We start from the raw sequence: 25,695 nt of genomic DNA, 5'->3' as shown, positions 1-25,695 counted from the left end.
TCAAAATCCGCTCCCCCATTAGATCCCAAGCATAAGCCCTGAGATAGGACTGTGATGAGGAACTACCCTATTTTTTTCATCAGATAATTAAGTTTCATGTGAGGCAATAAAAAAGGTAGGGATTTTAAAATAAAATCGCAATCGATTGCTTTTGGCCAGCAACTGCCTTCATTAAATACTTTATTGTGTTGCTTAAATATTTCAGCAAAAGCGACCCGCATATCCTCTGAGTCGGACCAGGCAATGATAGGAATTTGTGGATTATTTGACCAAATGATATTCGCTAGAGCAGGACCACTACGACTTAAATAATCACTGCCTTGCAGATTACCATCAAGAATAATTAAGGAGACTTCATATTGGCTTAAATAGTTAAGCGCACTAGAACTCTCGCTAACCACCTTTATTTTTAGCTGCTTACTAATTGTTTGCAACAATCGCGATAAACAAAAAGCATTAAAAGCATTGTCTTCAACAATTAACACACGCATTAGAAACTCCTTTCTTAACTGAAAGGGAGTATATCCATCTAACCTTAAGAAAAAATTAAGATTATTCTAACAAATCGACATTTATTTTGGACATAAAAAACTCCATGTGGTAATATTTGCGCCAACAATTTTCTTAAAAGTCGTTGACTTTTGTAACAATTTAATAGGCTATTAATGAATAGAGTTGAATTTGACCAGCTAATCGATTTAGCAACCCAGGCATTCTACGCTTCTTACGATGAAAATGCCCCGAATTTTCCCTTACCATTGCAAAAGTTTCTGCAAACTTTTAATCGCTGCTTAAGTCGATATAAGGACGAAGAAACGGGTATAGATCCTTTCTCAATTTTCCAGCAAGCCAGTACTTTAGCTAAATTTTCGCCTCGGCAATTCCAAAATGAAATGGCTCGCCAACTTAATGCCATTTTTGCAGTCTCTTATCCCTTGGTTGAATCACCTTCCAAAAAATACACCCCTAAACCAACCGCATTAGCGTCCGAATCACAGAAGGCAAGTGAGCAACCCGACGAGGGGCAAGAAGCTGACGTAGTCATTGTCGGCGGTGGTCCCATAGGATACGCTCAAGCGCTAGGATTTAAAAAGCTCAATCCTGAGCTGCAGGTAGTGGTTTTGGAAAAATACCCTGTTTTCAAAAGAAAACATACACTGGTATTGCAACCCAAACAATTAGAAAATTACATGAAAGCAGCTGACTTAACCAATGAACCACGGTTAACAGCCCTTTTAAAACAACTTCGTAAGCACCCACATGTGCGCACTAATGTTCTTCAAGAAACGCTTAAAGAAATCGCGACAGACTACGGGGTAAAAACGGTTATTACCGAAGTCAAACCCGATACCATTGAGCAACAATTATTCCGTTATCATCCCAAACTCATTGTCGGTGCAGATGGCACTCATAGTGTCGTCAATCAACAATTGTTTCCCAGGAACAATCAGATTAAACACGAAGTGGATTACGCCATGCAGCTTCGGTATGAAATTGATGGCGATGTGGAAACGCACTGGGATAGGTCTATCGAGTTTTATCAAAAACTTGCACGCCAAGGCTTAGTGGCAACTGAACAAATCGGGCATTACGATCCCAAAACAGGGAAAACACCGGTAACGGTTCAATTAATAATCACCAAACAGGATTTTGAAAGGCTTGATGGGATAGCGACAGCAGCGGATCCCATTGAACTATTTGGTAGGAAGAAAAATGCGCACCTATTACCAAATGACCTTAAGAAATTTATAACAGGCTACATTGCAGAAAGAATCAAATTATTGGATCCAACTTCTGGACAGGGCATTGATAATGATTCAATAAAAATCAGTGTGAATGAATTACCTGCCTTACGCGTTCAGGATACGCATACGTTGTTTAATGATACCGATATTTCATTAAACGGCGATTCCGCTTTAGGTCTCTCCTATTTTAAAGGATTAAATGCTGGTTTAGAGGCTTTGGCTAAATACTTTGTCACATTGAAACCAGCGATTCAACAAGGGCTTACCCATAAATCTCTTCTCTACCGATCACTTGCTCAATATCAAGAATGGTTTTCTTCTTACGCAGATAAGAAGGTCGCTGAAGTGAAGGAATACAGCGTCTTAAAAGTAAGAAGCTTCAGGAAGGTGGTTAAGGCCTATCAAGGTATCAAGTTTGGCTTTTCGCAAATGGAATATGACGTGGATCAAGAGCCACTAGTCGACAGCTATTATAAATTGCTGACTAATGCCTCCTCCAGAGAGAAAGTTGAACTTGATTTTTATCCGCATCGCAGCTACGACCCTAATATTAAACTGGGTCAATTTGACTATGTGCCAATCCGTTATTCATTGAAAAAGATCGGTAAACTATTTTTCGATTTTTTCAAACCCTATAAGGGCGACTACCAATTTGTTCAAGATTTTAAGCAGCCTTTTGTCGGTATAGTGAATGTGTCCAGTGGCTTGGCTAAATTATTTACTGGCTTCTTTACGTTGGATATCTATCGTTTTGGCGACGGCTTAGTCAGTTTACTACGGGGCGTTATTGAACTTGCTTCCACCCCTCTTGCCTGGTTTATAAAGCCCATCATGCACTTTAGCATCACCATCTTCACAGGTTTGCCTAAGGTGGAAGAAAATCAAGGAATGATTGATTTAGTTGCGCATGGAGAGGAGCTCTTGATTGATCAAGAAGATGACGATTTTTCTTTCAATAAAATGCAGAAGATACTGGGTATTTGCAATGACCTACATCGCAAATTCAGTAAGCAAGTTATGCGCGAACAAGAAACTGACATTGACCCTGGTGCGGAGGAGAAGCTTATTGGCGAAATAACCGCTCAATCCACACCGCTTAAACTGCAAAAGGTTAAAGACTATTTTACGCTTTTTAGCGGCGAATTTTCTAAGCCAGAAGATCGAGAGGAAATAAAAACCACCGATCTATTGGGTATGGGATAAGGTCAGTCTGTACTGAGGAGCTCACTCAGTGAGCTCCCTCCAGACCACAGTGCGCTTAAAGCCACTAGAACACTCTTACCCCTGATTCAGAAGCCACCAAAACCTTATCGGCTAGACGTTTTGCAAATAAACCATTGTCCACCACACCGGGAATCAATTTAATTTTTTCTTCTAATACCGCCGCCGCAGTGATTTCTAAATTATACACATCGAGGATAATATTACCGTTATCCGTTATAAATCCTTCTCGATAAGCGGGATCACCGCCTAGCTGCACAAGCTCACGGGCAACAAAGCTACGCGCCATGGGAATGACTTCAACCGAAAGAGGAAAAGCACCCAAATTCTTCACCACCTTTGATTCATCGACGATGCAGATGAATTGACTTGCGACTGTTGCAATGATTTTCTCTCGGGTAAGCGCACCGCCGCCCCCTTTGATCATCTCACGACGCGCATTGACTTCATCGGCACCATCCACATAAATGGGTAAATCATTGGTGGCATTTAAATCAAGAACAGGTATTCCAGCGGCTTTTAAACGCTCTTCGGTCGCTTTGGAACTTGCTACGCAAGCATCGATACGATGCTTTATTGTTGCCAGCTCATCAATAAAATAATTAACAGTCGATCCAGTTCCTACACCGATAATCATATCGTCTTCAAGATAAGCCAACGCTGCTTTGGCTGCTTGTGCTTTCAACTTATTCATTTAAAAAACCTGCATAAAAAAAGCAATTCTACCGCCATAAATTGGTTTTCATCAAATCCAATACTTCGGTCCCTTGACCATTAATAATGGCCTTCATCAAATAAAGGCTAAAGCCTTTAACCTGAGCAGCATTGATAGTCGGTGGCATGATCAATTCATTGCGATTTACTCTGACATCAACTAACGCAGGCCCTGCATGCGCAAAAGCACTTTGTAACGCCTCTCGCAGATGAGTAGATTCGTCAACACGGAATCCTTTTATACCCACGGCGTCAGCCATTTTTGCAAAATTCGGATTATTTAACTCAGTGCTGTACTCCAACATTCCACCAACATGCATTTCCATTTCAACAAAACCAAGGGTGCCATTGTTAAATACCACTACTTTTATTGGTAAATTTTGTTGGTTTAATGTCAAAATATCACCCATCAGCATTGTAAAACCACCATCACCACAAAGTGCCACTGTTTGACGCTTGGGATACGCAGCCTGTGCACCTATCGCTTGTGCTAATGCATTGGCCATTGAACCATGATTGAATGATCCTAATAGACGCCGCTTACCATTCATTTGCAAGTAACGCGCAGCCCAAACAGTGGGTGTTCCTACATCACTAGTAAAAACGGTGTCTTCATCCGCTTCTTCATTAATTAAGCGAGCCAAATATTGCGGATGAATTAATTTTTTATCTGACCCTTCGCATGCCAACGCATCTAAGCTGGAGCGCGCTCGTTTATAGTGCGTTACGGCCTGCTCTAAATGGCTGCTATCTTTTTTCTGCTGTATTAATGGTAATAGCGCTTGCACGGTGTTATTCACATCGCCGACTGCACCCAGTGTAATATTGGCTCGTTTTCCTAATTGCTCTCCATTGAGATCAATTTGAATGATCTCTGCCTTAGAAGGATAAAATTGCCGGTATGGAAAATTTGTTCCAAGCAAAAGCAACGTGTCGCACGCTTCCATCGCATAATAACCAGAGGAAAAACCCACTAATCCTGTCATTCCCACATCATAAGGATTATCGTATTCAATAAACGCCTTGCCGCGTAAAGTATGGACAATTGGTGCACATAACTTGGCACACAAAGCCATTAGCGATTGATGCGCATCTGCAGCACCATAACCACAAAAAAGCGTCACTTTTTTTGCCGCGTTCAAGCGATGGGCAATTTCTTCAAGTACAGCCTGCTCTGGAATCACAACTGATTTGGTCATTTTGGACCAATTTGGAAGCGCTTGCTTACGCATGTCTTGCAATGCTAAATCACCTGAAATGACTAAAACAGCAACCCCGCGCTTTGCAATGGCAGTTTGCATAGCGATTTTTAATAAGCGAGGAATTTGTTCAACAGAAGAGACGATTTCACAAAAATAACTGCACTCCTTAAACAGGATATTGGGATGTGTTTCTTGAAAATAATCTCCACCAATCTCAGGCGTAGGGATATGGGCTGCTATTGCGAGCACTGGGGCATAACTGCGCTGGCAATCATAAAGCCCATTAATTAAGTGCGTATTCCCCGGCCCACAACTTCCTGCACAAACAGTAAGTTCACCGGTTAATTGTGCCTCTGCACCTGCGGCAAAGGCAGCCACTTCTTCATGACGTGTATGAATCCATTCAATTGTCTTTCTTTTCTGTAAGGCATTGGTAAGACCATTTAAGGAATCACCCACGATACCATAGATGCGCTTAATCCCCGCATTTTCTAAGGTGTCAATGAAAACATCCGCAACTGTAGTCATATTGGTCCCTTCTATTCATTAGGGAAAACCTAAAACACGCTCACTCACTGAGAAACAGTAGGTGCAGTCATTGTGGGCGCTGTTGCTGGTGCTACAATGGGTGCCGAAGGAATCGTTACCGTACCGTTACTCGAAGTTGAACTGGAACTTGAACCTGCTGTCTTATTGCTTGATGACGCAGAAGATGAGCTACTGCTGCTATCCATGCTTGGCACTGAAGATACTGAGCTTTTTACGGATGGAGGCTCTACAGGTACTGAAGATGAAGATTTACCCGTCGCCCTGTGAACTGTTGTGGCCGCTGCTCCCGAAGTCGCATTAGTAGCCGTCGACGCAGTACGAGAAGAAGATGAGGATGATGCAGAACCACGATGAGAGGACGGATTGTGACCGTGTGCGGAGGAACCTTGATAGGTGGGTGATTCACCAAATAGTCCTTCCATTGCCTGACAACCGACAAGAGCAAGAGGAGATAAAAGTAACGTTGCGTAAGCCACTTTAGATAAGAAAAGTTGTTTTTTCATGATGTCATCCTTGAAAAATAATGATTTATTCAATTTGCATTCTATCCGGACTTGAGTGACTTGTAAAATCCATCTATCAATAAGCAGGGCAAGCGCCTCTCCTTTCTGAATATAACTCCCTGTCTTTTTGCCTACTTTCTGCGCCTTATATGCGGGATCTATACCCGTGATCTTTCAAAATGCTAGTTTTTGGACGACTTGATTTTTTTGGCTGGAATTATTTTAAAAACGAGTAATAGCAATCCCTATTGGGAGTTTTTAAAATAATTCCAGGCGGAAAAAGCAATAGCGTTTTGAAGGATCACGGGTATATATCATCCAATCAGGATCGTAGTCTGCATTCCGCACATAAAGAGCGGAATGCAGTCTTGGGGTTTTATATAGGACTATTAGATGCGTTTAACCTGGTCAATTAAGATTACTCGCAGTCACCAGGGCCGGCTTCTTCATATCAAACGGAAGAAGCTTGGGGTAAATTCGTATTGGACAAATATCCTGCGTACTCCAACCGCCACCTAATGCTTTAATCAACCCCACTGCGGCAGTCATTTGCAATCCAATCACATCATATGCCGCTTTCTGCGTAGTATAGGCCGCAATTTGCGCAGTGATCACACTGGAGTAGGGAACCGTTCCCGACTTATATTGATTAATAACAAGTTGCAAAGCCCTTCTTGAGCTCGCGGCTGCCGCATTCTGTGCAATACTCTGTTCCTTAAGGAGGCGTAGAGCAATGAGATTATCTTCTACATCTTGAAAAGCATTAAGAATGGCCTGACGGTAAGCGGCAACCTGAGCCAAATAGGCTGCTTTTGCAGCCCTGACTGCCGCACTGCGAAAACCGCCATCAAAAATAACCTCTGCTAATTGCATACCAGCAGTCCAACCTACATTAGGATCAGTCACTAACTGATGGAAACTTCGTCCCGCAATACTCACAGTGGCCGTTAAATCTAGAGTAGGAAAATAAGCGGCAATTGCCACGCCAATCTGAGCATTCGTTTGTTGCATCAGGCGTTCTGCTTGCGCAATATCAGGTCTTCGCTCCAACCAAACGCTGGGCACTGTCACAGGAATCGGCGGAGGCGCAGTTTTCAGAGGATTAAAAGGGAGAGAAAAATTAGCCGGTGGCAGACCAATTAATACGGCAATAGCATGCTCATATTGCCCACGCAAGATGCCGTTATTGATTGCTTGGGCTTCAGCAGTCTCTAGTTGGGTCTGTGCTTGCACAATATCCGCTCTTGATGCGACCCCTGCCGCGTATTGGTTACGTGTCAACTGCAGTGCCTTTTTATAACCCGCAACCGTTTCATCCAAAAGCTGCTGGTCGGTATCAAGCGCCCGTAACTCGAAATAATACTGTGCCAGTGAGCCTTGTGCCGACAATTGTGTTGCTGCTAATAACGCTTGATTGGATTGAGCGGCCGCTGCATTAGATTCAACCGTACGACGAACTTGTCCCCAGATATCGGGTTCCCAATCCGCTGTCAAAAAAGCGGAGTAAGTGGTAATAGTGGCTGATCGTGAAGTAAATGCGCCTGTAGTCGATGTTCCCGTGGTGGTTGTTCCACCGGTTGAGCTGAAAAAGGAAGTCGCAGCGCCGCCACCTATCTTTTGTCTAAAGATATTAAAGGTGCCTGCTAAACTCGGAAAAAAATTGGCGCGGGCTTCATCCACGATGGCAAGTGACTGGCGATAATTTTGCCAAGCATTAACGATATTCTGATTACAATGATTGAGTTCATCTTCCAGTTTATTAAGTGTTTGATCATGAAATTGTTTCCACCACTCACCCCGATCCACTTCATCACACGGTTTAGCCACTTTCCATCCTGAAGGAGGGTTCACTTTAAATGCTTTTCCTTTCGCTTCTTTAAATTGAGCAGGGAGTTTAACCTTTGGGCGCACATAATCAGGACCAACAACACAGGAGGCAAGCAATAAGCTTATCATTAATAAGGGTAATTTCGCCTTGATATGCATACTTATTCCTTGTTGTTTCTCTGCAAACTAAACAGCAGGTACCGTTTTCTTCCTACGCGCCCAAAAACGATGAAAGCGAATAGTAACATTTTCCATGACCAAATAGATAACGGGTGTCGTATAAAGCGTCAATAGCTGGCTACCAATTAAACCACCCACAATGGTGATTCCAAGAGGACGGCGCAGCTCAGAGCCTAATCCCAGACCAAACACCAGCGGCAAAGCGCCAAACATGGCAGCCATAGTTGTCATCATAATGGGGCGGAAACGCATCAATGCCGCTTCATAGATGGCTTGGCTTGGTGTTTTTTGTTGAGTGCGTTCCGCATGCAGTGCAAAATCAATCATCATGATGGCATTTTTTTTAACGATACCAATTAATAAAATGATTCCTATCAAAGCAATAATACTCAGGTCAAAGCCACACAACATCAGAGCTAATAAAGCACCAACACCCGCTGAAGGCAACGTTGAAAGAATAGTAACGGGATGGATTAGGCTTTCATAAAGCATACCGAGTACAATGTAGACGGAAAGAAGGGCCGCTAAAATTAAATAAGGTTGATTAGCAAGAGAATCCTGGAAAGCTTGCGCTGTGCCTTGGAATGCTCCTTGAATAGTGGGTGGCAATCCCATTTGAGCAATGGTTGAGAGAATATTGTTCACTGTTTTATCCAATGGAGTGCCTGGGAGTAAATTGAAAGACCAGGTAACAGATGGCGCTTGGCCCTGATGATTAACTGATAACAAGGTAGCTCCAGGGGTAAAATTGGCAAATACTGATAACGGTACTTTTTGCCCTGATGGAGAAATCACATAAATTTCGTCCAATGTTTCGGGTCGCTGCCAATATTTCGGGGCTACTTCCATCACCACATAATATTGATTCATCGCTGTGTAAATAGTGGATACTAGGCTTTGGCCAAAAGCATTATAGAGCGTACTGTCAATCGCTTCGGCGGTAATACCAAAACGCGATGCCGTATCCCGATCCACATTCACAAACACCTGCAAACCATGATCACGCTGGTCATTACTTAGATCAGCAATGCCAGGCACCCGACTTAGTTTTTCGGTGATTATTGGCGCCCATTCACTAAGCTCCTGAAGATTGTTACCGGTTAACGTGTATTGAAATTGTGCGTTCGTCTGCCGCCCCCCCACCATAAGCTCCTGCGAAGCCTGTAGATATAAATAAGCACCCGTTACTGTTGCAAGTTTGGGACGTAAACGATTAATCACCTGATCGGCCGAAATTTTGCGTTGTGACGGAGGTTTGAGCGTTATAAATAAAGAACCGGGAGTCGTTCGAGTATTACCACCAATAAACCCTACAATGTTCTCCACCGCAGGATCGCTAAGAATAATACCCACAAACTCATGAAATTTCTTGTTGGTGGCTTGGAAAGAAAGATTCTGATCGGTCTGTAAAGTTCCAGCCAATTGACCAATATCCTGTTGTGGAAAAAATCCTTTTGATATAACAACGTACAGGTAAACATTAAAAAGCAGTGTGAGCAAGGCCACTAATAACATGAATTTAGTGTGCCGTAGCGACCACGCCAAACTTTTTTCGTAGTGATGACGAAGCTTCTCAATAAACCGAGTAAAAAAATGACCCTTTTTCTTTTCTGAAGGATTCAATATTCGAGAACACATCATCGGTGTTACGGTCAACGACACCATCATCGAAATAAGAATGGCAATGGATAAAGTAACCGCAAATTCTTTAAATAGGCGTCCAACTAATCCCCCCATTAACAGAATGGGAATGAAAACCGCAATCAAGGAGAGACTCATGGAGATCACTGTAAAATTGACTTCCTTTGCCCCTTCCAATGCGGCTTGTACGCGGTTCACTCCCATTTCTAAATGACGAGCGATGTTTTCAAGTACAACAACCGCATCATCAACGACAAAACCAGTAGAAATGGTTAATGCCATTAATGACAGATTATCAAGGCTATACCCCACTAGTTTCATTATCGCGAAAGTGCCTAATAACGATAAAGGAACGGTGACCCCCGGTATTAACATCGCGCGAAAATTCCCTAAGAAAAGATAGGTCACTAAAATAACCAAAATCATCGCAATCACTAAGGTAATTTCCACATCATGCAATGAAACACGGATGGTTTTGGTTCGATCAAGCATCACGCTCATATCGATTGCTGCTGGAATAGAGGCTTTAAGCTGCGGCAGAGTGGCTTTAATCTCATCAGCCGTTGAAATAACATTAGCTCCTGGCTGCTTAAAAATCACGACTAAAACGGCAGGTTTGCCATTAGCAATACCTGAATTTCGCACGTCTTGAACCGAATCATGAACTTCACCCACATCAGAAATACGCACCGGATTATTATTACGATAGGTAATAATGATTGGCTTATACTGAGCAGCCTTAACCATCTGATCATTGGTTATAATTTCTGAAGTCACCTTTTCACCCACCGTTACCTGGCCTTTTGCTTGATTTACATTTGCTGTCGCAATGGCGTTTGCAACCTCAGGCAAGCTTATGCCATAACTATTTAGCACCGTGGGATTTAACTCGACACGAACAGCAGGCAAGGAACTCCCCCCAACGATGACTTGTCCCACTCCACTGATTTGTGACAGCTTCTGTTGTAAAATCGACGAAGCCACATCATAGATTTCACCCACATTGTATTGTTCAGAAGTCAGTGACATCACCATAATAGGGGCTTCCGCAGGATTGATTTTGCGGTAGACAGGATCGTTAGGTAAGTTCGGTGGCAATTGACCAGCTGCTGCATTAATCGCTGCTTGCACATCACGCGCGGCGCCATCGATATTCCGTGATAAATCAAACTGCAAGATGATTTGGCTCACGCCTAAAATGCTGGATGAGGTTATTTGTGTAATGCCAGCAATACGCCCGAGCTGCCGCTCAAGCGGAGCTGCCACTGAAGTTGCCATATTCTCGGGACTGGCACCGGGTAAGGCGGCAGTGACACTTATAGTAGGAAACTCAACTTGCGGCAGAGGCGCAATAGGCAACAAATTAAAGGCTACTATTCCGGCCAGCGCTAAACCTATTGCCAGTAAACTGGTGCCAATTGGACGTTGAATAAAAAGTGAGGACAGGCTCATTCTTTATGCTCAGTAGAGACATTCTGGAGAGGAGTCGACCCATTTGCTTCATTAATTTTGGATTTTAATCGATCAAAATAGAGGTAAATGACTGGTGTGGTATAAAGAGTCAATAATTGACTCACAATTAATCCTCCAATGATCGCAATACCCAATGGTTGACGTAATTCGGCGCCCATGCCGCTGCCTAAAGCAAGAGGGACGGCACCTAACATCGATGCCAAGGTGGTCATCAAAATTGGCCTGAATCGCAGTTGACAGGCAAGATAAATGGCATCACGCGGGGCTTTAAAGAATTTGCGCTCTTGTTCAAGAGCAAAATCGATCATCATGATCGCATTTTTCATCACAATACCAATAAGCAGAATGATCCCGATAAGAGCGATGATGCTTAAATCCTTCCCCGTTATCATTAATGCCAATAAGGCACCCATTCCGGCGGAAGGCAACGTGGAAAGGATGGTAATTGGATGAATATAACTTTCATAAAGCACCCCTAAAATAATATAAACAACCACAATAGCCGCCAGCAACAGCCAACCTTCATTGTGTAACGAAGCCTTAAATAGTTTGGCCGTTCCTTCAAAGTCAGCTTGGACACTCATAGGCACATCGAGCCCTGCTTTGATTTGTTCAATGGCTTCCATCGCATCCCCTAAAGAAGCCGTTGGCGCCAAATTAAAAGACAAAGTAGTCACCGGAAATTGGTTCTCACGGTTTATCACAATCGATCCCACTTTTTTGGCAATTTTGGTAAAAGTATGCAGTGGAATAGCACCTCCATTGGGCGAGGTTAGATAAGTATTTCTAAACGCTTTGGGATCTTCTTGTAATTTAGGTAATGCCTCAAGGATCACTCGATACTGATTTTGTTGCGTAAATATGATTGATATTTGCCGCTGACCAAATGAATCATAGAGGGTGTTATCAATCATTTGCATCGTAATACCTAATCTGGAAGCGGTATCACGATCGACATGAATCACTGTCTTTAACCCTTGATTTTGCTGATCACTTGCAACATCCCTCAACTGGGGTAGCTGATCAAGCTTTGCTAATATTAAGTTACTCCAGTGCACTACTTCCTTTGCATCCGGTGCACTTACACTGTACTGGTATTGAGTGCGACTAATACGGGTATCAATTGTCAAATCCTGTACAGGCTGCATGTACAAAGTAGCTCCAGGCACGCGAGTCAGCTTATTTTGTAGACGACGTATCACTTCTGCAGCGCTTGCATGGCGTTTCGCAAGGGGTTTTAGAGTAATGAGCATCCGACCACTGTTTAGGGTAACATTCGTACCATCTATCCCGATAAAGGAAGAGATGTTTTCCACCGCAGGATCAGCGAGCACAACCCGCGCTAGAGCTTGTTGCCGTTTAGCCATTTCAGTAAATGAAATGGATTGTGGCATTTGCGAGATACCCTGGATAACTCCCGTATCCTGCATAGGGAAAAACCCTTTTGGAATAAAATAGAATAAAAGGAGGGTAAAAATCAGCGTTATTACCGCTATAATAAGCACTAATGATTGATGTTCGAGCACCCAACTTAAGGAACGACTGTAGTCTTTAATTACATTATTTAACACTTTCGTAGACACACGCTCGAATCGATTAAGCTCCTGCGGCTTGCGATGCCGTAATAATCGCACACAAAGTGTTGGGGTCAATGTCAATGAAACAAAAGCAGAAATGAGAATGGTAATGGCCAGTGTCATTGCAAACTCACGAAACAATCGGCCCACCAAATCACCCATAAACAGCAAAGGAATGAGTACTGCAATAAGGGAAACCGTTAATGATACGATAGTAAAACCAATTTGTTTTGCTCCATTTAACGCGGCATCTAAAGGAGGCTCACCATTTTCTAAATGGCGAGCAATATTCTCAATCATCACAATCGCATCATCGACCACGAAGCCTGTTGCGATGGTTAACGCCATTAGCGTCAAGTTATTTACGCTAAATCCCAACAAATACATGGTGCCAAAAGTACCGATTAACGAGAGCGGTACTGCAATACTGGGAATTAAAGTAGCAGAAAGATTACGCAGAAAAAGAAAAATAACCATGACAACCAATGCGATTGCGAGCATCAATTCAAACTGCACATCCCGAATGGAAGCACGAATAGTCACCGTGCGATCAGTCAGGACTGAAATTTTAATGGTCTCAGGCAACGTTGTTTGTAATTTTTTTAATAAACCTTGAACGCGATCAACGACCTCAATCACGTTTGCCCCAGGCTGTCTTCGAATGTTTAAAATGATAGCCGGTTCAGCATTCATCCAAGCTGCTTGCCTTACGTCTTCTGCGCCATCAATCACATTGGCAATATCTTGCAGGCGAACAGGGCTATTATTTTTGTAACTGACGATAATCGGCTTATAATCCACGCTTGTGAGTAACTGATCGTTCGCTCTTATTGTGTAGGCGAGACGAGGCCCATCAAAATTTCCTTTTGCAGCATTCACATTAGCTGTCATGATCGCTGTTCGCACCTCTTCCATGGATAATCCATAAGAAGTTAATGCATCGGGGTTAACTTGAATCCGCACTGCAGGACGCTGCCCACCACTCACACTGACTAAACCAACCCCGATGAGCTGGGAAATTTTAGGGACTAGACGGGTCTCTGCAAAATCTTCCACTTGAGGTAAGGGCAGTGTATTAGAGGTTAAACTCAACGTCATGATGGGCGTATCTGCCGGGTTTACTTTGTTGTAAACCGGTGGATTGGGAAGATCGGCAGGAAGGAAATTATAGGCGGCATTAATTGCAGCCTGAACTTGTTGCTCTGCTACGTCAAGATCGAGATTGAGAGCAAATTGCAAATTAATAAGCGATGAACCCGTAGAACTGTTAGAAGTCATCAAAATCAGACCGGGCATCTGTCCGAATTGCTTCTCTAATGGCGCTGTTACCGTGGACGCCATTACGTCAGGACTTGCTCCAGGATAAAACGTAGAAACTTGAATAGTAGGGTATTCAATTTCAGGAAGTGAAGAAACAGGCAATAATTGGAAAGCTAATATCCCGACTAACAGAATGGCAAACATGAGTAAAGACGTGGCGATTGAGCGTTGAATAAAAGGTGCAGAAATATTCATCAGTTATTCCATTAATTTACTCGATGACCCTGCTATGCTAACTTTCATGCCATCGTTCAATTTATCAGCTCCATCAACAACCACCTGTTCGCCAAACGACAATCCTTGTTGAATAACCGTTTCGTCACCATGAGTTACTCCTGGTTTAATCGGCTGAACCCGGACAGTAAAATCAGAATTCAATCGATAAACAAAATTACCATTATTGCCATGCAGAATAGCAGCCGTTGGCACAACAATGGCGTTATTCAGTGTCGTTACAAGCAGTTTTGCATTTACAAACTGATTTGGAAAGAGCCTACTCTCTTTATTATCAAAGATTGCCCTTAGCCTCACTGTTCCTGTCGTGGTATCAATTTGGTTATCGATAGTGAGTAAAGTACCTGTTGCCAATAATTGCTTTTGCTGACGATCATACGCTTCTACCTCAATGTTTTTTGCGGTAAACGCTTGCGGCAAAATTCTTGCGACATCATCCTCGGGGATAGTAAAAATAACAGTGATTGGGTTTAACGTCGTGATGACAGCAATACCGGTCTGATCCGTCGTTTGCACAAAATTACCCGGGTCAACCAAACGTAAACCGATGCGCCCATCAATAGGGGAAGTGATATGACAATACAGTAAATTAATTTTGGTACTTTCGATCAACCCTTGATCAATCTCAATTTCACCTTGATACTGTTTCACTAATGACTCTTGCGTTGCCAGCGTTTGCTGCGAGACCGAATCTTGTTTCCATAAGCGCTGATAGCGCTTAAGATCGACTAATGCATTGGCTAGTAAAGCTTGATCGCGCAGTAATTGCCCTTGATATTGGGTAAGCTGCGCAAGTAAAGGCCGCTGATCAATTTCTGCAAGCAACTGTCCTTTTTTTACGAACTGTCCCTCTTTAAATAAAACCTTCATCAAAAGGCCATTGATCTGCGTTTTAACTGTGACAGTATACGTTGCGGTCACATTGCCTAATGCCGAAATATAAACGGGAACATTGCTTGTACGTGCAACCGCTAATGTAACCGCAGGAGGTTTTTTCTCCTCTTCCGGCTTGGTATGTCGATACTTAATAAAATAGACTAACGCTAATACTGCGCCTAAGAGTAATAACCACCAAAGCATGGAAGAGCGATGAGAAGACTCGGATTCCGCTAATGGATCTGGAGGCCTTTGATCGTCTGGAGATAGCGGTTCATTCATTCGCTTCTGCTGTCCCTCGCCCTATAAATTATTGTTTTGTATTTTATCTCTCAATCAACGAGTATAACGAGGGGTTCACAGCAAATCCACTATGTTCCTCTATGCAGGTTGCACCTGGCTCAACCTTGATTTGATTTTTGCAACCACTACTCTATTGTGAGCCAACCGCTGGTGGGCTAAGGCTCTAATTTTTGCCTAACACGGGTTGCATTGACGACTAACCCCAATTTTAGCGTATACTGAGTGATAAAATCATCAAAAGGGTCTGAACATGATTTATCCCACTATTCTAGCCACAATTGGTAACACGCCTGTTGTCAAAATTAATCATTTAAGCAAAGAATTGGCATGCGAAATTTATGCTAAATGCGAATTTTTAAATCCAGGTGGATCGGTAAAAGATCGTATTGGTTATGAGATGGTAAAAAATGCCGAGCGCAGCGGGCGCATCAAACCGGGTGATACATTAATCGAACCGACTTCAGGTAATACAGGTATCGGTATTGCTTTGGCCGGTGCTGTTATGGGCTATAAAGTGATCATTACAATGCCCAATAAAATGAGCCAGGAAAAACAGGCCGTTCTTGAGCGCTTAGGGGCAACTATTTATCGAACCCGTACAGAAGCCGCTTGGAATGATCCAGACAGCCATATTTCTTTAGCCAAAGAACTGCAGCGCGAAATTCCTAATTCCCATATTCTTGATCAATATTCAAATCCTGATAATCCTAACGCCCATTATCACGGAACCGCACAAGAAATTATTGACGATTTCGGTAAAGACTTACACATGATCGTTGCCGGAGTGGGTACTGGCGGGACTATTACCGGTATTGCTAAGCGCATGAAAGAGTATAACCCAGCGATTAAAATCATTGGTGTGGACCCCATTGGGTCTATTCTAGGCGGCGGCGATGAGATTAAACCTTATCATGTGGAAGGAATAGGTTATGACTTCTTCCCGGAAGTTTTAGATAACACACTCATTGATACTTACATTAAAACTAATGATAGCGACTCTTTTCGTATGGCAAGACGCATGATTCGCGAAGAAGGATTATTGGTGGGCGGTTCTTCAGGCGCTGCCATGTGGGCTGCTTTGCAAGCAGCAAAAACCCTACAAAAAGGGCAAAAATGTTTAGTTATTCTGCCCGATTCTATTCGTAATTACATGTCAAAATATGCCAATGATGAATGGATGAAAGAACAGGGATTTCTGTAATAGCAACACTTTTTTCCTATCTTCAGCAGGCGCGCCGCAGAATGCGAAGAAGGACTATTTACATAAACTACACTGGCGAGAAGAGGAAGCTACTCATGCAACCTAACCGCCAGCAAAAAGTGAAGAAAGATGGTAAGACGAGGTTTCGACATTCTCATAAACAGAATGATCTAACTGTCCGATACTTATCGCCCGGGCGATAGCATGCACTAATTCCTTGGTAATTTGATCTTCATAATTTCCTTGAGGCAGCGCTATTGCTTTTACATTTTTGCGGCCTCTTTCAATGGCTTGTTCAAAGAAATCCTGATTACCATTTTCAATTCCAACTTGTTTTACGCGACCTTCAAGGTAATCACTCTTTTTTATCCCTTCGATATAAATACGAAGTAAATCATCTTTACTCAGTTCTTTGTTCCTCACCATTAGCTCCAAACGGCTTGAGGTTTGCGCATATTCTTTCAGCATCGCTTCATCCGCTTCTTCAATCTTTTTCAAAATTTCAGAAAGTGTTGGATCATTAGCTGGCTGGTGAATTGGTTTAGCAGGTTCAATGCGATGAGCGCTGACAGGATCTAATAATACAAAATTTTCAGGGTTTTTGACTTTAGGTAAATAATGTTTGCCTTGCAATTGTATCGTTATCGGATTTCCCTTGGTCATTTGCAGGTCTTCATTATAGGTTAGACTCAAAGGAATTTCTTTACCTGGTTCGACCACCTGTACTTTAATGGGAACTTTAATTGCATTTGATAAGGCAGCAATTGCGGTCTCGTCAATCCATGTATTGGCTGACGCATCTTTTGTGGATCAGTCCCTTCTCTTTCATCGGCAAAAGCACCCCGGTATTGGTCTGGTGAAGCGACTATTTCATCGACTGCTGCCTGACGCAAAGCATAGGATAATTCTAAGGCAAATTTGGCGCGATTAAAGGGGGCTGCCACTAATGTTGTTAAATGCTCCACTGGCGTCATTAGACGACTGGCGATCTGCTGTTGTGGGAAGTATGAAGCATGGAGTGTGAGTAAGTATTTAGCCATACCCTGATTTTCGCGGGCTGGGCTTTCCAAAATATCATCAAGCATTGCCACAGCCAAAGCTCTAAATCCACAATCGCCAACACCACCAACATCGATAAAATCTGCTTTTTCTTCGGATACAGTTTGATAAGGATGAGCAACAGGGGGCACTTTGGCATTAAAAAACCCTGGTTTGCTCCGGTCTGGCATTGGTATCCGCCGTGTCATTGGTATGCGATCTGGCATTGATACTCTCCGCGTGTCTTAATGAATAATTTTCGAACCATTAGGTACATTCTAAGGAATTAATATTAAGAGAACATTAAGGATTATGGCATAAATCGAAATAAAATGATTAAGTTAGGAGCAATAGGAGTGGATAAAATGAATTGTTTCGGCTGCAAATTTTTCATCCCAAACATCATTATGCCCCTTATTTTCTAGTATAATCAAGCGCTTAGGATCATTGGCTTGCTTATATAGGCTGAAGCCTTGTGCAAAAGGAACGATTTGATCTTGCTTACCATGGAAAATTAGCAAAGGCACGTGGGTACTGGCTATCCTCGATAAAGAATCAAATTTATCCCAGGGCTCAATAAATATCCAGGGATAATGATAGCGTGCAACAGCAGACAATGAAGCAAGGGGCGATTGCAAGACCATTGCACAAATCGGAAATTCAGTGGCTAATTTTGTTGCCACGCCAGTACCTAAAGACTCGCCATAAAGAACCAAATGACGAGTGGAAATTCCTTTATCCAATAAAAAATGAATCGCCGTTCGACCGTCAGTGTATAAACCTTCTTCCGTCGGTTTACCTCTATTCCCACCATAACCGCGATATTCGAGTAATAACACACCAAATCCAGCAGTGAGAAACTGACGCACTAAAGGCATACGATACCCTATATGTCCAGCATTCCCATGTAAGTATAAAATTGTGGGCTGATTATTATGAGCAGGCTTATACCATGCGTTTAATTGCAAACCATCCGGCGTTGGCAATTGCAATTGCGTCATATCTTGCGCGTGAAATTGGTGACGCTCGGGCTTCTCTTTACTAGGAAAATAAATCAAATGCCTTTGCAATAAGTACACGGACAGGGTGATACAGAGTAAGATCACTAAACCAACGATAATTATTTGTTTTATCATTACTACATTTACCTAAACATGAAATTTTTTTCTTTCACTGTATCAAATTTTTTTTCTTTTTCATCCAGCTTAAGAAAAATAGCACATACTTCTGGTGATGCAGTAGATGCAAACGTTCCTATAAATGAGCTACCCTATTTATACATTATCTCATTATGAATGACTATGTGGCCTCTATTGCTGCTTCTCTTGGTGATTATCACAACCGTTCTCTTTTATCATTCTCAAAAACAGCGAAACAAGAAAATCACCCTTTGGCAAAATGCGCTAGCTCTCGATAAACATTTCGCTGTATTTCAACAGCTTTATGCTGATATGAATGGATTTGCCTTATCCAAAGAAGCGAGACTTGATAGTGATGCTTTGGAATACGTCTACGGGGAAATTGAATTTGAATCTTTCATTGCCTTACTATCACTCTGTCATCCTGATTCATCAACTGTTTTCTATGATTTAGGAAGCGGCACAGGGAAAGCAGTGCTTGCTTGTGCTATGGTCTTTAATGTCAAAAAAAGCTGTGGCATTGAGCTTTTCGCCTCATTACATCAAAGCGCTGAATTACAAAAACAACGCTTGAGTGAGCGCCCTGGCTATCTTGAAATAGCAAGCTGTATTGACTTTAAAAAAGGGGATTTTTTACAAATACCGTTTGATGATGCTTCCCTGATTTTTATTAATGCCACCGCTTTCTTTGGCGAAGCTTGGCAGACCATTTCGAAATCCGTTGAGCAAATCAAACCTGGTTCTTTGGTCATTACGACTTCTAAAGCCCTAACATCCAATTTATTTGCTTGTTTACGCACGACGAAGGTGGCCATGAGCTGGGGTATTGTTAATGCTTTTATTCAACAACGTCTTAATATTTAGCTGAAAATAGCATTTCTTAACAGAATTCATCATTGATTCACTAAGAAAGATTGCATTGACGATTAAAATATTGATACAGTTAATTGATAACATTGAATAATTTCTTTACCCGTCTATACTGAAAATAGAGTGGTAAAAAGTCAGCACCTGCTGTGTCTTGGTGGTGACGTCCCGAAAACGCGGCTAACCGAGGTGGGTATGATTAAATCGGAACTCATTGCAACCCTTGCTGCAAAAATGACACATCTTCCTGAAAAGCAGGTAGCTGACTGCATTAACCGTATTCTTGAGTTAATGAGTGAAGCGCTTATTCAAAACAAGCGAATCGAAATTCGAGGTTTTGGCAGTTTTTCTCTACACTACCGACCGCCACGTAATGCGCATAATCCTAAAACAGGGGAAAAAGTGGTTACCGAGGCTAAGCACAGCCCTCATTTTAAACCGGGTAAGGAATTGAGAGAGCGAGTGGATGCCTCCCGTGCAAAATTTCCACTAAAAGATGAGGATTAAAACTCGTTGTTTACGAGCTTAAGTTCGTGGCAAAGTCACGCCTGTTTGTCCTTGATATTTGCCGCCCCTATCTCGATAAGACACTGCGCACACCTCATCGGACTCCAAGAATAACATTTGAGCAACCCCTTCGTTAGCGTAAATTTTTGCAGGCAACGGTGTTGTATTAGAAAACTCCAGAGTCACATGCCCTTCCCACTCCGGTTCTAAAGGTGTGACATTGACAATAATTCCGCATCGAGCATAAGTTGATTTACCCAAACAAATGGTCAACACAGTGCGAGGAATACGAAAATACTCCACTGTACGCGCTAAAGCAAAAGAATTCGGAGGAATAATACAAACGTCCGATTTTACATCAACAAAACTGTTTTCATCGAAAGCCTTAGGGTCAACGATCGCTGAGTTAATATTAGTAAAAATTTTAAATTCATTCGCACAACGCACATCATAACCATAGCTTGAAACACCATAGGAGATGATACGTCCTTGATCTGTTTGGCGGACCTGCCCACACTGAAAAGGGGAAATCATCCCATGTTCCAGCGCCATTTTTTCAATCCAACGATCTGATTTGATTGCCATAAAGTACTCCGGTCGATTACTTGACAAAAAACAATCTTCTACCACAAAGTGTTTCCCAGTGGAAGTTAAAACTTTTGGTTTACTATAATTCCATAACCCAAACCGGATTTAAGGACCGACATGCCTTTCACCACAACAACCCGCATTGAACCTAAAGCGAACTCCCTAATTGTTTGTGCAGGAACAGTGACCTGCACTAGTGTCTTAAGCATGGGCTCCGGTTTTACAGTGTTTAAACAGTTTTTTAATCAAAATATTCATTACCAAAATGCAGCAGGAGGGTGGCAAAAAGCATTACAGACGATTTTAGATAATTACCATAGCCAACAAGAAGAAATGCCTGCCTACATACGCATCGCAGAGCAAGATGGTTATTTGGGAGGCGTTGCAACCGTTCCTTTTGTTGCAGGCAATGTTGGCTTAACTTTTGAAACCCTATCCGATTCCGTGGAAAGAAAAAAACGCTTTAAAGAACAATATAAAGCGGCAGTACAAGGGGCTGTTTTAGATGCAAAGCAATTAAGTAGGCCTCTTTTTTTACAACCTTTAGGGATCGGAGTTTATGGTTGGGATGCAAAGGAAGCCGCCGAAATTGTTGCTGTTGCAATTGCTGAAGCCGACCCAAACGATGAAGTCGATATCACTATTCCCCTCTTTAATCCAACGCCCGGATCGGCAAATGAACTGTTTAAGAAAACGTTTATCCGTAAAATGAGCGAAAAAAAACGTCATCCTTACTAACCAGTCACTTCTCTCCTATTTTTCGCAATAACTCTCCGAGTTCAATGGGCATAGGGAAAACAATGGTCGACGTATTATTATTTGCTAAGGCGGTGAGTGTTTGCAAATAACGCAGTTGCATGGATTGTGGTTCTTGAGCAAGTACTTTGGCTGCCTGGAATAATTTTTCGGAGGCTTGCAATTCACCTTCTGCATGAATCACCTTTGCTCGCCTATCACGCTCGGCCTCTGCTTGCTTCGCAATAGCACGTATCATGCTTTCATCGAGATCGATATGCTTTATTTCCACATTCGAAACTTTGATACCCCAACTATCCGTTTGCGCATCTAATATTTTTTGTATGTCAGAGTTTAACCTCTCTCGTTCCGCCAGCATCTCGTCCAGCTCGTGCTGTCCTAAGACTGAGCGTAATGTGGTCTGGGCGAGTTGACTAGTCGCTTCAAAATAGTTTTCCACTTGAATAATCGCTTTTTCTGGATCAATCACCCTAAAATAAAGCACTGCGTTTACGCGGACCGAAACGTTGTCTCGCGAAATCACATCTTGGCTCGGCACGTCCATCACCACTGTGCGTAAATCAACCCGAACCATTTGCTGCACTATGGGAATAAGAATAACTAAGCCAGGTCCTTTGACACGCCAAAATCGGCCTAGCATGAAGACTACTGCACGCTCATATTCTCGCAAAACCTTAAAAGTTGACATCAGTAAAAATGCAAGAATAATAACGATAAATCCAAAAAAGATGCTCATCTTTTTCTCCTAATTCAAGCTCATTTTCGTGAGCCAGCTCGATTAGTAAATCATTCTGGATTTGCAAACAATCCCTTACTTTATCTCACTCTTGCTCGCGATACTAAAGGCTATTTCACTTCCTCCACTTCCAATTGTAATCCTTCAGCAGCGATCACTTTTATAGGTTTATCCGCTTTAATCGGTTTCTTGGCATGGACACTCCAAATTTCTCCTTTGATTACGGCTTGTCCATAAGTATCGATTCCCCCTAATGCGCGTCCTTCCGCACCAATCAATATCATCACACCGTGTTGTAATTTGCGTTTTCTAGCCTTTAACAACATGGCAATTAGGGCAAATAAAATAATAAGATTAACAGCTGCCATTGCCCCAATGGCGGACCGAGCAATTTGATAGGATTCTGAATCGCTGCTAATCAGTAAAATTGATCCCATAACAAAAGCAATTGTTCCCCCAATCCCCAAAGCGCCAAAGCTGGGTGCAAACGCTTCCCCGACAATAAAGGCTAAACCAAGCACAATAAGCGCTAATCCAGCATAATTGACAGGTAACAACTGCAAGGCATAAAGTGCTATGAGAAAGGAAATAGCACCCACCACTCCAGGTAACATATATCCCGGATTGACTAATTCAAAGAAAATGCCATAAATTCCAAGCAATAAAAGTAAATATGCCACCGTAGGATCAGTGACCACCTCTAAGAAGCGAGTACGCCAATCAGGGGGCATACTATCTATTTTTGCTTTTTCAGTTACCAACTGAATTTTTTGACCATCTTGAGTCACTATTTTTCCATTGAGTTGAGCAAATAAATCATTTCGATCCTTTGCAATGATATTAATCACTTTAGCGCGCAGCGCTTCATCAGCAGTCATGGTCGCTGCATCTTGTACCGCTTTTTCAGCGAATACAGGATCGCGCTCACGCAATTGCGCTAATGATCGAATGTAGGCAATAGAATCATTCGTGACTTTTTTCTCCATGGTTGTTTTTGTAGCGGATTGGCTTTGGCCACCCATTGCAGTGGTTATATCAATTGGGCTAGCGGCTCCTAAATGAGTACTAGGTGCCATAGCAGCCACCGTGCTTGCATAAACTAAAAATGTGCCTGCACTCGCTGCACGAGCCCCGCTCGGGGCTACATAAACAACGACGGGCACTTTTGAACTTAAAATACTTTGTACAATTTGCCGTGTTGATTTATCTAAGCCACCGGGAGTGTCAATCGTAATTAGAATTAGGCTTGCTTTTTGAGCGTTGATAATGCCCCGGGATAAATAATCTGCTGTGGCCGGTCCTATCGTCCCATTTATTGATAACTCAACAATGCTATTTGCCCAGCCGAATGGTGAGAAAAGGAGTATTAGCCAAACTATTGCCATTAAACGCCGTAGATTACCTAATCCCATTATTTACACAACCTTTTTACGCTTGGTATGTGGATAAGCATAGCAGTAATTTCATGAACAAAGCACTTTATAGCGAACAGGTTAATGCCATAAATTTCGGGTTTTGATACCCGCGGTTTGCACCGCGGGAAGCGGAATGAACAGACAACGTGAAGGGTGGTATACCGTTTAGAAATACACACCAATTTGTGCAATTAAAGCGTCAGATTTGCGACCCGTACCAAAAATTGGCAAATTCACCAAACCAGGTGGCGCAATCCCATTAGCAAATTGATAAACGTTATAGTCCACATCATGACGGTATTCGAGGCTCTCAACCGTATCCTTCCATATCGAAATGTTGAATACACCACTAAAGCGATGTTTGGGCAAGTGTAAAGCAAGCGTGTCCTTCGACCATTGGTAACCCACCCCTATTGAAGCAGGCTTATTGAAGGCCATAAAGGTCACACCTCCCTCAAGTTGTGCTGCTTGTGGCTTGGCTCCTCTGTAATTAAAGCTCAGATCCTGGAATCTGAATCTTCGTGATGCTCCTACCCATTCAGCAGTCAAACTGTAGCGATCAAAACTAATGTTTCCATGAACATTAACGCCCGGTACTTTGTGAATTAACTCACTTCCGTTGGTATCTGAGGCAAAACCGCCAAATGTTGTAAAAGGTTGAGAACCATTATCTTGCATACCCGTTGAATCAGTTATAGAGCTTATATACCCAGCCCCTATATCACCAGAAAGCCTACCTGCTTTAATGGTATAACCTAAATTTAACCCGCCTATACCAGCGTGGCCTAAATTAGTATCGGATTTAAATCCATAGACAGCTGCATAAGGCCCCCAATCTTTTTGGGATTTATACCCAAGAATAAAGGGCCTGGCCTTTGTTCTTGCTAAACGTTGAGGTAGTGTAGAACTGATCATTGAGCTGGAATAACGGCCAAAAGGAACAAACATTTGACCTGCAGTGAAATAAAAGGGCGATTTATCTAGATTACCAATGTTAACAAACCCTAAGTTTAAACTAAAAGCAGAGTTTGAAACCCGCTGTCCCACAGGAGGAGGCGTTTCATCGTAAGCCATGGATATGAATGCTTCCACTTTGTCATTTAACGCCGCCGCAACGTCTACCTCACTAGAACCCAAATTGATATCACTCGCGTATTTACCCACGTAAGGACGATTAATAATCGCAACCGGTTCTGCTTTTCCGCTAATTGAGATTATAGGTACGTTGGGTTTGGGATATCCAAGGCTTTCATAAGCACGGTATAATCGGCGTCGCTGTTCCATTAAACGAATATCCCGATTAATGCTTGAAATATTCACAATATAATCAGAACCATCAAAAGCAGGTCTCTCTCCTAGATAAGGTGAGCTAACCACTGGCGTACCAGCGATGTAACTAATCACCCGACCATCCGCAATCAACGCTGTAGGATAAAACCCTTTCACTTTGTCATCTTCATGCGCTGTATACACTGATAATGGACTGACATGGATGGTTTTTCCTTTCTCAGTGTTTTCTGTATTTGCTACAACCGCTTGATTATTTTTTGCCGCTACAACGTTTTTAGTAGGGGGTGGAGGTGCTTTTTTAGTTATCGATTTTTTAGCTATAACCTGCTTTACAGCGGGTTTAGCTTTAGCTGTGGGTTTTATAACTGCCTGGGCAACTAATTGTTTTTGCAAACGATTCAATTGGCTTTGCAGCTGTTTAGTTTGCTCTTGTAAGCGTAGAATTTCCTGCTGCAGCTCTTCATTGTCAGCGGCAAAAATTGAGCTGGACAAAGCAGAAAGTGCTAATATTAGGGCTTTATATTTCACACAACGTACTCCTAAATTATTTTTTTTCTTCCTGTCTTTAAAGTGAAAAGGTCCATCTCATTTTTTATTCCAACTGATCTTTAATTTTAAACATTGTTCAAAGACACAAGCCCCAATAGCATAGCTAGGCTCGTCATTTTTCTCAATCTTAAAGTCTAAATTTAAATCAAAATTTGTGTGAAAAAGATTAATACTGATCAAAAATCGCAGCCAAGATCTTTTGTATTGAAATTAATTGATCGGAGTTTGACAACATTTGGTCAAT

Annotated in this window: 20 protein-coding genes; 5 read left to right on the top strand and 15 right to left on the bottom strand. The window is 42.3% G+C overall.

The genetic code is table 11. The features are described from left to right. Positions 1 to 62: 62 nt before the first annotated feature. Positions 63 to 491, bottom strand: a complete 429-nt coding sequence (locus B5D33_RS06860) for a response regulator (RefSeq protein WP_058453752.1) — start codon at positions 489 to 491, stop codon at positions 63 to 65. Positions 492 to 665: 174 nt separating this feature from the next. Here B5D33_RS06860 and B5D33_RS06855 point away from each other — a divergent pair, with 174 nt between their 5' ends. Then, positions 666 to 2,948 (top strand): Rossmann-fold NAD(P)-binding domain-containing protein, encoded by a 2,283-nt coding sequence (locus B5D33_RS06855; protein ID WP_058453751.1) that lies wholly within the window; start codon positions 666 to 668, stop codon positions 2,946 to 2,948. Positions 2,949 to 3,012: 64 nt separating this feature from the next. Here B5D33_RS06855 and rpiA read toward each other — a convergent pair whose 3' ends face one another. From rpiA to B5D33_RS06820, 7 genes are all read right to left on the bottom strand, one after another. Beyond that, the gene (gene rpiA, locus B5D33_RS06850) at positions 3,013 to 3,660 is read right to left on the bottom strand and encodes a ribose-5-phosphate isomerase RpiA (protein ID WP_058453750.1); all 648 of its coding nucleotides are present in this window, start codon (positions 3,658 to 3,660) and stop codon (positions 3,013 to 3,015) included. 28 nt (positions 3,661 to 3,688) lie between these two features. Continuing rightward, positions 3,689 to 5,410: a ubiquinone-dependent pyruvate dehydrogenase gene (gene poxB / locus B5D33_RS06845; RefSeq protein WP_058453749.1), complete on the bottom strand. Its 1,722-nt coding sequence runs from the start codon at positions 5,408 to 5,410 to the stop codon at positions 3,689 to 3,691. Positions 5,411 to 5,454: 44 nt separating this feature from the next. Next, on the bottom strand, positions 5,455 to 5,934 hold the full coding sequence (locus tag B5D33_RS16305) for a hypothetical protein (RefSeq protein ID WP_133140943.1): 480 nt from the start codon (positions 5,932 to 5,934) through the stop codon (positions 5,455 to 5,457). Positions 5,935 to 6,342: 408 nt separating this feature from the next. After that, the gene (locus B5D33_RS06835) at positions 6,343 to 7,920 is read right to left on the bottom strand and encodes an efflux transporter outer membrane subunit (RefSeq protein ID WP_065240050.1); all 1,578 of its coding nucleotides are present in this window, start codon (positions 7,918 to 7,920) and stop codon (positions 6,343 to 6,345) included. A 27-nt stretch (positions 7,921 to 7,947) separates the two neighbouring features. Beyond that, positions 7,948 to 11,034, bottom strand: coding sequence for an efflux RND transporter permease subunit (locus B5D33_RS06830; protein ID WP_058453747.1), 3,087 nt, complete (start codon positions 11,032 to 11,034; stop codon positions 7,948 to 7,950). Beyond that, positions 11,031 to 14,147: a multidrug efflux RND transporter permease subunit gene (locus tag B5D33_RS06825; RefSeq protein WP_058453746.1), complete on the bottom strand. Its 3,117-nt coding sequence runs from the start codon at positions 14,145 to 14,147 to the stop codon at positions 11,031 to 11,033. The genes B5D33_RS06830 and B5D33_RS06825 overlap by 4 nt, the downstream gene beginning before the upstream one ends. 3 nt (positions 14,148 to 14,150) lie before the next feature. Then, on the bottom strand, positions 14,151 to 15,344 hold the full coding sequence (locus tag B5D33_RS06820) for an MdtA/MuxA family multidrug efflux RND transporter periplasmic adaptor subunit (protein WP_058453745.1): 1,194 nt from the start codon (positions 15,342 to 15,344) through the stop codon (positions 14,151 to 14,153). A 271-nt stretch (positions 15,345 to 15,615) separates the two neighbouring features. On the opposite strand from B5D33_RS06820, the gene B5D33_RS06815 reads away from it, so the two are divergent. Further along, on the top strand, positions 15,616 to 16,566 hold the full coding sequence (locus B5D33_RS06815) for a pyridoxal-phosphate dependent enzyme (protein ID WP_058453744.1): 951 nt from the start codon (positions 15,616 to 15,618) through the stop codon (positions 16,564 to 16,566). A 102-nt stretch (positions 16,567 to 16,668) separates the two neighbouring features. On the opposite strand, the gene B5D33_RS06810 is transcribed toward B5D33_RS06815, so the two are convergent. From B5D33_RS06810 to B5D33_RS06800, 3 genes are all read right to left on the bottom strand, one after another. Beyond that, entirely contained in the window at positions 16,669 to 17,259 is a 591-nt protein-coding gene (locus B5D33_RS06810) for a hypothetical protein (RefSeq protein WP_078767368.1), read from the bottom strand. Next, positions 17,256 to 17,831: a hypothetical protein gene (locus B5D33_RS06805; RefSeq protein ID WP_139364747.1), complete on the bottom strand. Its 576-nt coding sequence runs from the start codon at positions 17,829 to 17,831 to the stop codon at positions 17,256 to 17,258. The genes B5D33_RS06810 and B5D33_RS06805 overlap by 4 nt, the downstream gene beginning before the upstream one ends. Positions 17,832 to 17,945: 114 nt before the next feature. Further along, positions 17,946 to 18,740, bottom strand: a complete 795-nt coding sequence (locus B5D33_RS06800) for an alpha/beta hydrolase (RefSeq protein WP_058453742.1) — start codon at positions 18,738 to 18,740, stop codon at positions 17,946 to 17,948. 165 nt (positions 18,741 to 18,905) lie between these two features. On the opposite strand from B5D33_RS06800, the gene B5D33_RS06795 reads away from it, so the two are divergent. Both B5D33_RS06795 and B5D33_RS06790 read left to right on the top strand, forming a co-directional pair. Then, complete coding sequence (locus tag B5D33_RS06795; RefSeq protein WP_065240049.1) at positions 18,906 to 19,607, top strand: class I SAM-dependent methyltransferase; 702 nt, start codon at positions 18,906 to 18,908, stop codon at positions 19,605 to 19,607. 198 nt (positions 19,608 to 19,805) lie between these two features. Next, complete coding sequence (locus tag B5D33_RS06790) at positions 19,806 to 20,117, top strand: integration host factor subunit beta (RefSeq protein WP_058453740.1); 312 nt, start codon at positions 19,806 to 19,808, stop codon at positions 20,115 to 20,117. A gap of 18 nt (positions 20,118 to 20,135) precedes the next feature. Here the strand turns inward: B5D33_RS06790 and dcd are convergent, their stop codons facing one another. Continuing rightward, the gene (gene dcd / locus B5D33_RS06785) at positions 20,136 to 20,702 is read right to left on the bottom strand and encodes a dCTP deaminase (protein ID WP_058453739.1); all 567 of its coding nucleotides are present in this window, start codon (positions 20,700 to 20,702) and stop codon (positions 20,136 to 20,138) included. 120 nt (positions 20,703 to 20,822) lie between these two features. Here dcd and B5D33_RS06780 point away from each other — a divergent pair, with 120 nt between their 5' ends. After that, on the top strand, positions 20,823 to 21,443 hold the full coding sequence (locus tag B5D33_RS06780; RefSeq protein ID WP_058453738.1) for a hypothetical protein: 621 nt from the start codon (positions 20,823 to 20,825) through the stop codon (positions 21,441 to 21,443). Positions 21,444 to 21,447: 4 nt separating this feature from the next. On the opposite strand, the gene B5D33_RS06775 is transcribed toward B5D33_RS06780, so the two are convergent. The 3 genes from B5D33_RS06775 to B5D33_RS06765 all read right to left on the bottom strand — a co-directional run bounded on the left by B5D33_RS06775 (position 21,448) and on the right by B5D33_RS06765 (position 25,430). Further along, positions 21,448 to 22,149, bottom strand: coding sequence for a slipin family protein (locus tag B5D33_RS06775; protein ID WP_234802479.1), 702 nt, complete (start codon positions 22,147 to 22,149; stop codon positions 21,448 to 21,450). Positions 22,150 to 22,307: 158 nt separating this feature from the next. Beyond that, positions 22,308 to 23,609 carry an NfeD family protein gene (locus tag B5D33_RS06770; protein ID WP_115304830.1) on the bottom strand — a complete coding sequence of 434 codons (1,302 nt, stop codon included), beginning with the start codon at positions 23,607 to 23,609 and terminating at the stop codon, positions 22,308 to 22,310. A 168-nt stretch (positions 23,610 to 23,777) separates the two neighbouring features. Then, positions 23,778 to 25,430, bottom strand: coding sequence for an LbtU family siderophore porin (locus B5D33_RS06765; protein ID WP_058453736.1), 1,653 nt, complete (start codon positions 25,428 to 25,430; stop codon positions 23,778 to 23,780). Positions 25,431 to 25,695: the final 265 nt, after the last annotated feature.

This window comes from Legionella maceachernii (assembly GCF_900167045.1).
Lineage (GTDB): Bacteria > Pseudomonadota > Gammaproteobacteria > Legionellales > Legionellaceae > Tatlockia > Tatlockia maceachernii.
Note: the sequence above shows the minus strand (reverse complement) of the source record. Positions and strands in the feature narration are given on the sequence as shown.

Excerpts from the sequence above, each read along its gene's own strand:
- B5D33_RS06795 (WP_065240049.1), top strand. The coding sequence starts at position 18,906 with ATGTGGCCTCTATTGCTGCTTCTCTTGGTGATTATCACAACCGTTCTC.
- B5D33_RS06820 (WP_058453745.1), bottom strand. The coding sequence starts at position 15,344 with ATGAATGAACCGCTATCTCCAGACGATCAAAGGCCTCCAGATCCATTA.
- dcd (WP_058453739.1), bottom strand. The coding sequence starts at position 20,702 with ATGGCAATCAAATCAGATCGTTGGATTGAAAAAATGGCGCTGGAACAT.
- B5D33_RS06790 (WP_058453740.1), top strand. The coding sequence starts at position 19,806 with ATGATTAAATCGGAACTCATTGCAACCCTTGCTGCAAAAATGACACAT.
- B5D33_RS06835 (WP_065240050.1), bottom strand. The coding sequence starts at position 7,920 with ATGCATATCAAGGCGAAATTACCCTTATTAATGATAAGCTTATTGCTT.
- B5D33_RS06775 (WP_234802479.1), bottom strand. The coding sequence starts at position 22,149 with ATGTCAACTTTTAAGGTTTTGCGAGAATATGAGCGTGCAGTAGTCTTC.
- B5D33_RS06830 (WP_058453747.1), bottom strand. The coding sequence starts at position 11,034 with ATGAGCCTGTCCTCACTTTTTATTCAACGTCCAATTGGCACCAGTTTA.
- B5D33_RS06815 (WP_058453744.1), top strand. The coding sequence starts at position 15,616 with ATGATTTATCCCACTATTCTAGCCACAATTGGTAACACGCCTGTTGTC.
- poxB (WP_058453749.1), bottom strand. The coding sequence starts at position 5,410 with ATGACTACAGTTGCGGATGTTTTCATTGACACCTTAGAAAATGCGGGG.
- rpiA (WP_058453750.1), bottom strand. The coding sequence starts at position 3,660 with ATGAATAAGTTGAAAGCACAAGCAGCCAAAGCAGCGTTGGCTTATCTT.
- B5D33_RS06770 (WP_115304830.1), bottom strand. The coding sequence starts at position 23,609 with ATGGGATTAGGTAATCTACGGCGTTTAATGGCAATAGTTTGGCTAATA.
- B5D33_RS06860 (WP_058453752.1), bottom strand. The coding sequence starts at position 491 with ATGCGTGTGTTAATTGTTGAAGACAATGCTTTTAATGCTTTTTGTTTA.
- B5D33_RS06825 (WP_058453746.1), bottom strand. The coding sequence starts at position 14,147 with ATGAATATTTCTGCACCTTTTATTCAACGCTCAATCGCCACGTCTTTA.
- B5D33_RS06855 (WP_058453751.1), top strand. The coding sequence starts at position 666 with ATGAATAGAGTTGAATTTGACCAGCTAATCGATTTAGCAACCCAGGCA.
- B5D33_RS06780 (WP_058453738.1), top strand. The coding sequence starts at position 20,823 with ATGCCTTTCACCACAACAACCCGCATTGAACCTAAAGCGAACTCCCTA.
- B5D33_RS06800 (WP_058453742.1), bottom strand. The coding sequence starts at position 18,740 with ATGATAAAACAAATAATTATCGTTGGTTTAGTGATCTTACTCTGTATC.
- B5D33_RS16305 (WP_133140943.1), bottom strand. The coding sequence starts at position 5,934 with ATGAAAAAACAACTTTTCTTATCTAAAGTGGCTTACGCAACGTTACTT.
- B5D33_RS06805 (WP_139364747.1), bottom strand. The coding sequence starts at position 17,831 with ATGCCAGATCGCATACCAATGACACGGCGGATACCAATGCCAGACCGG.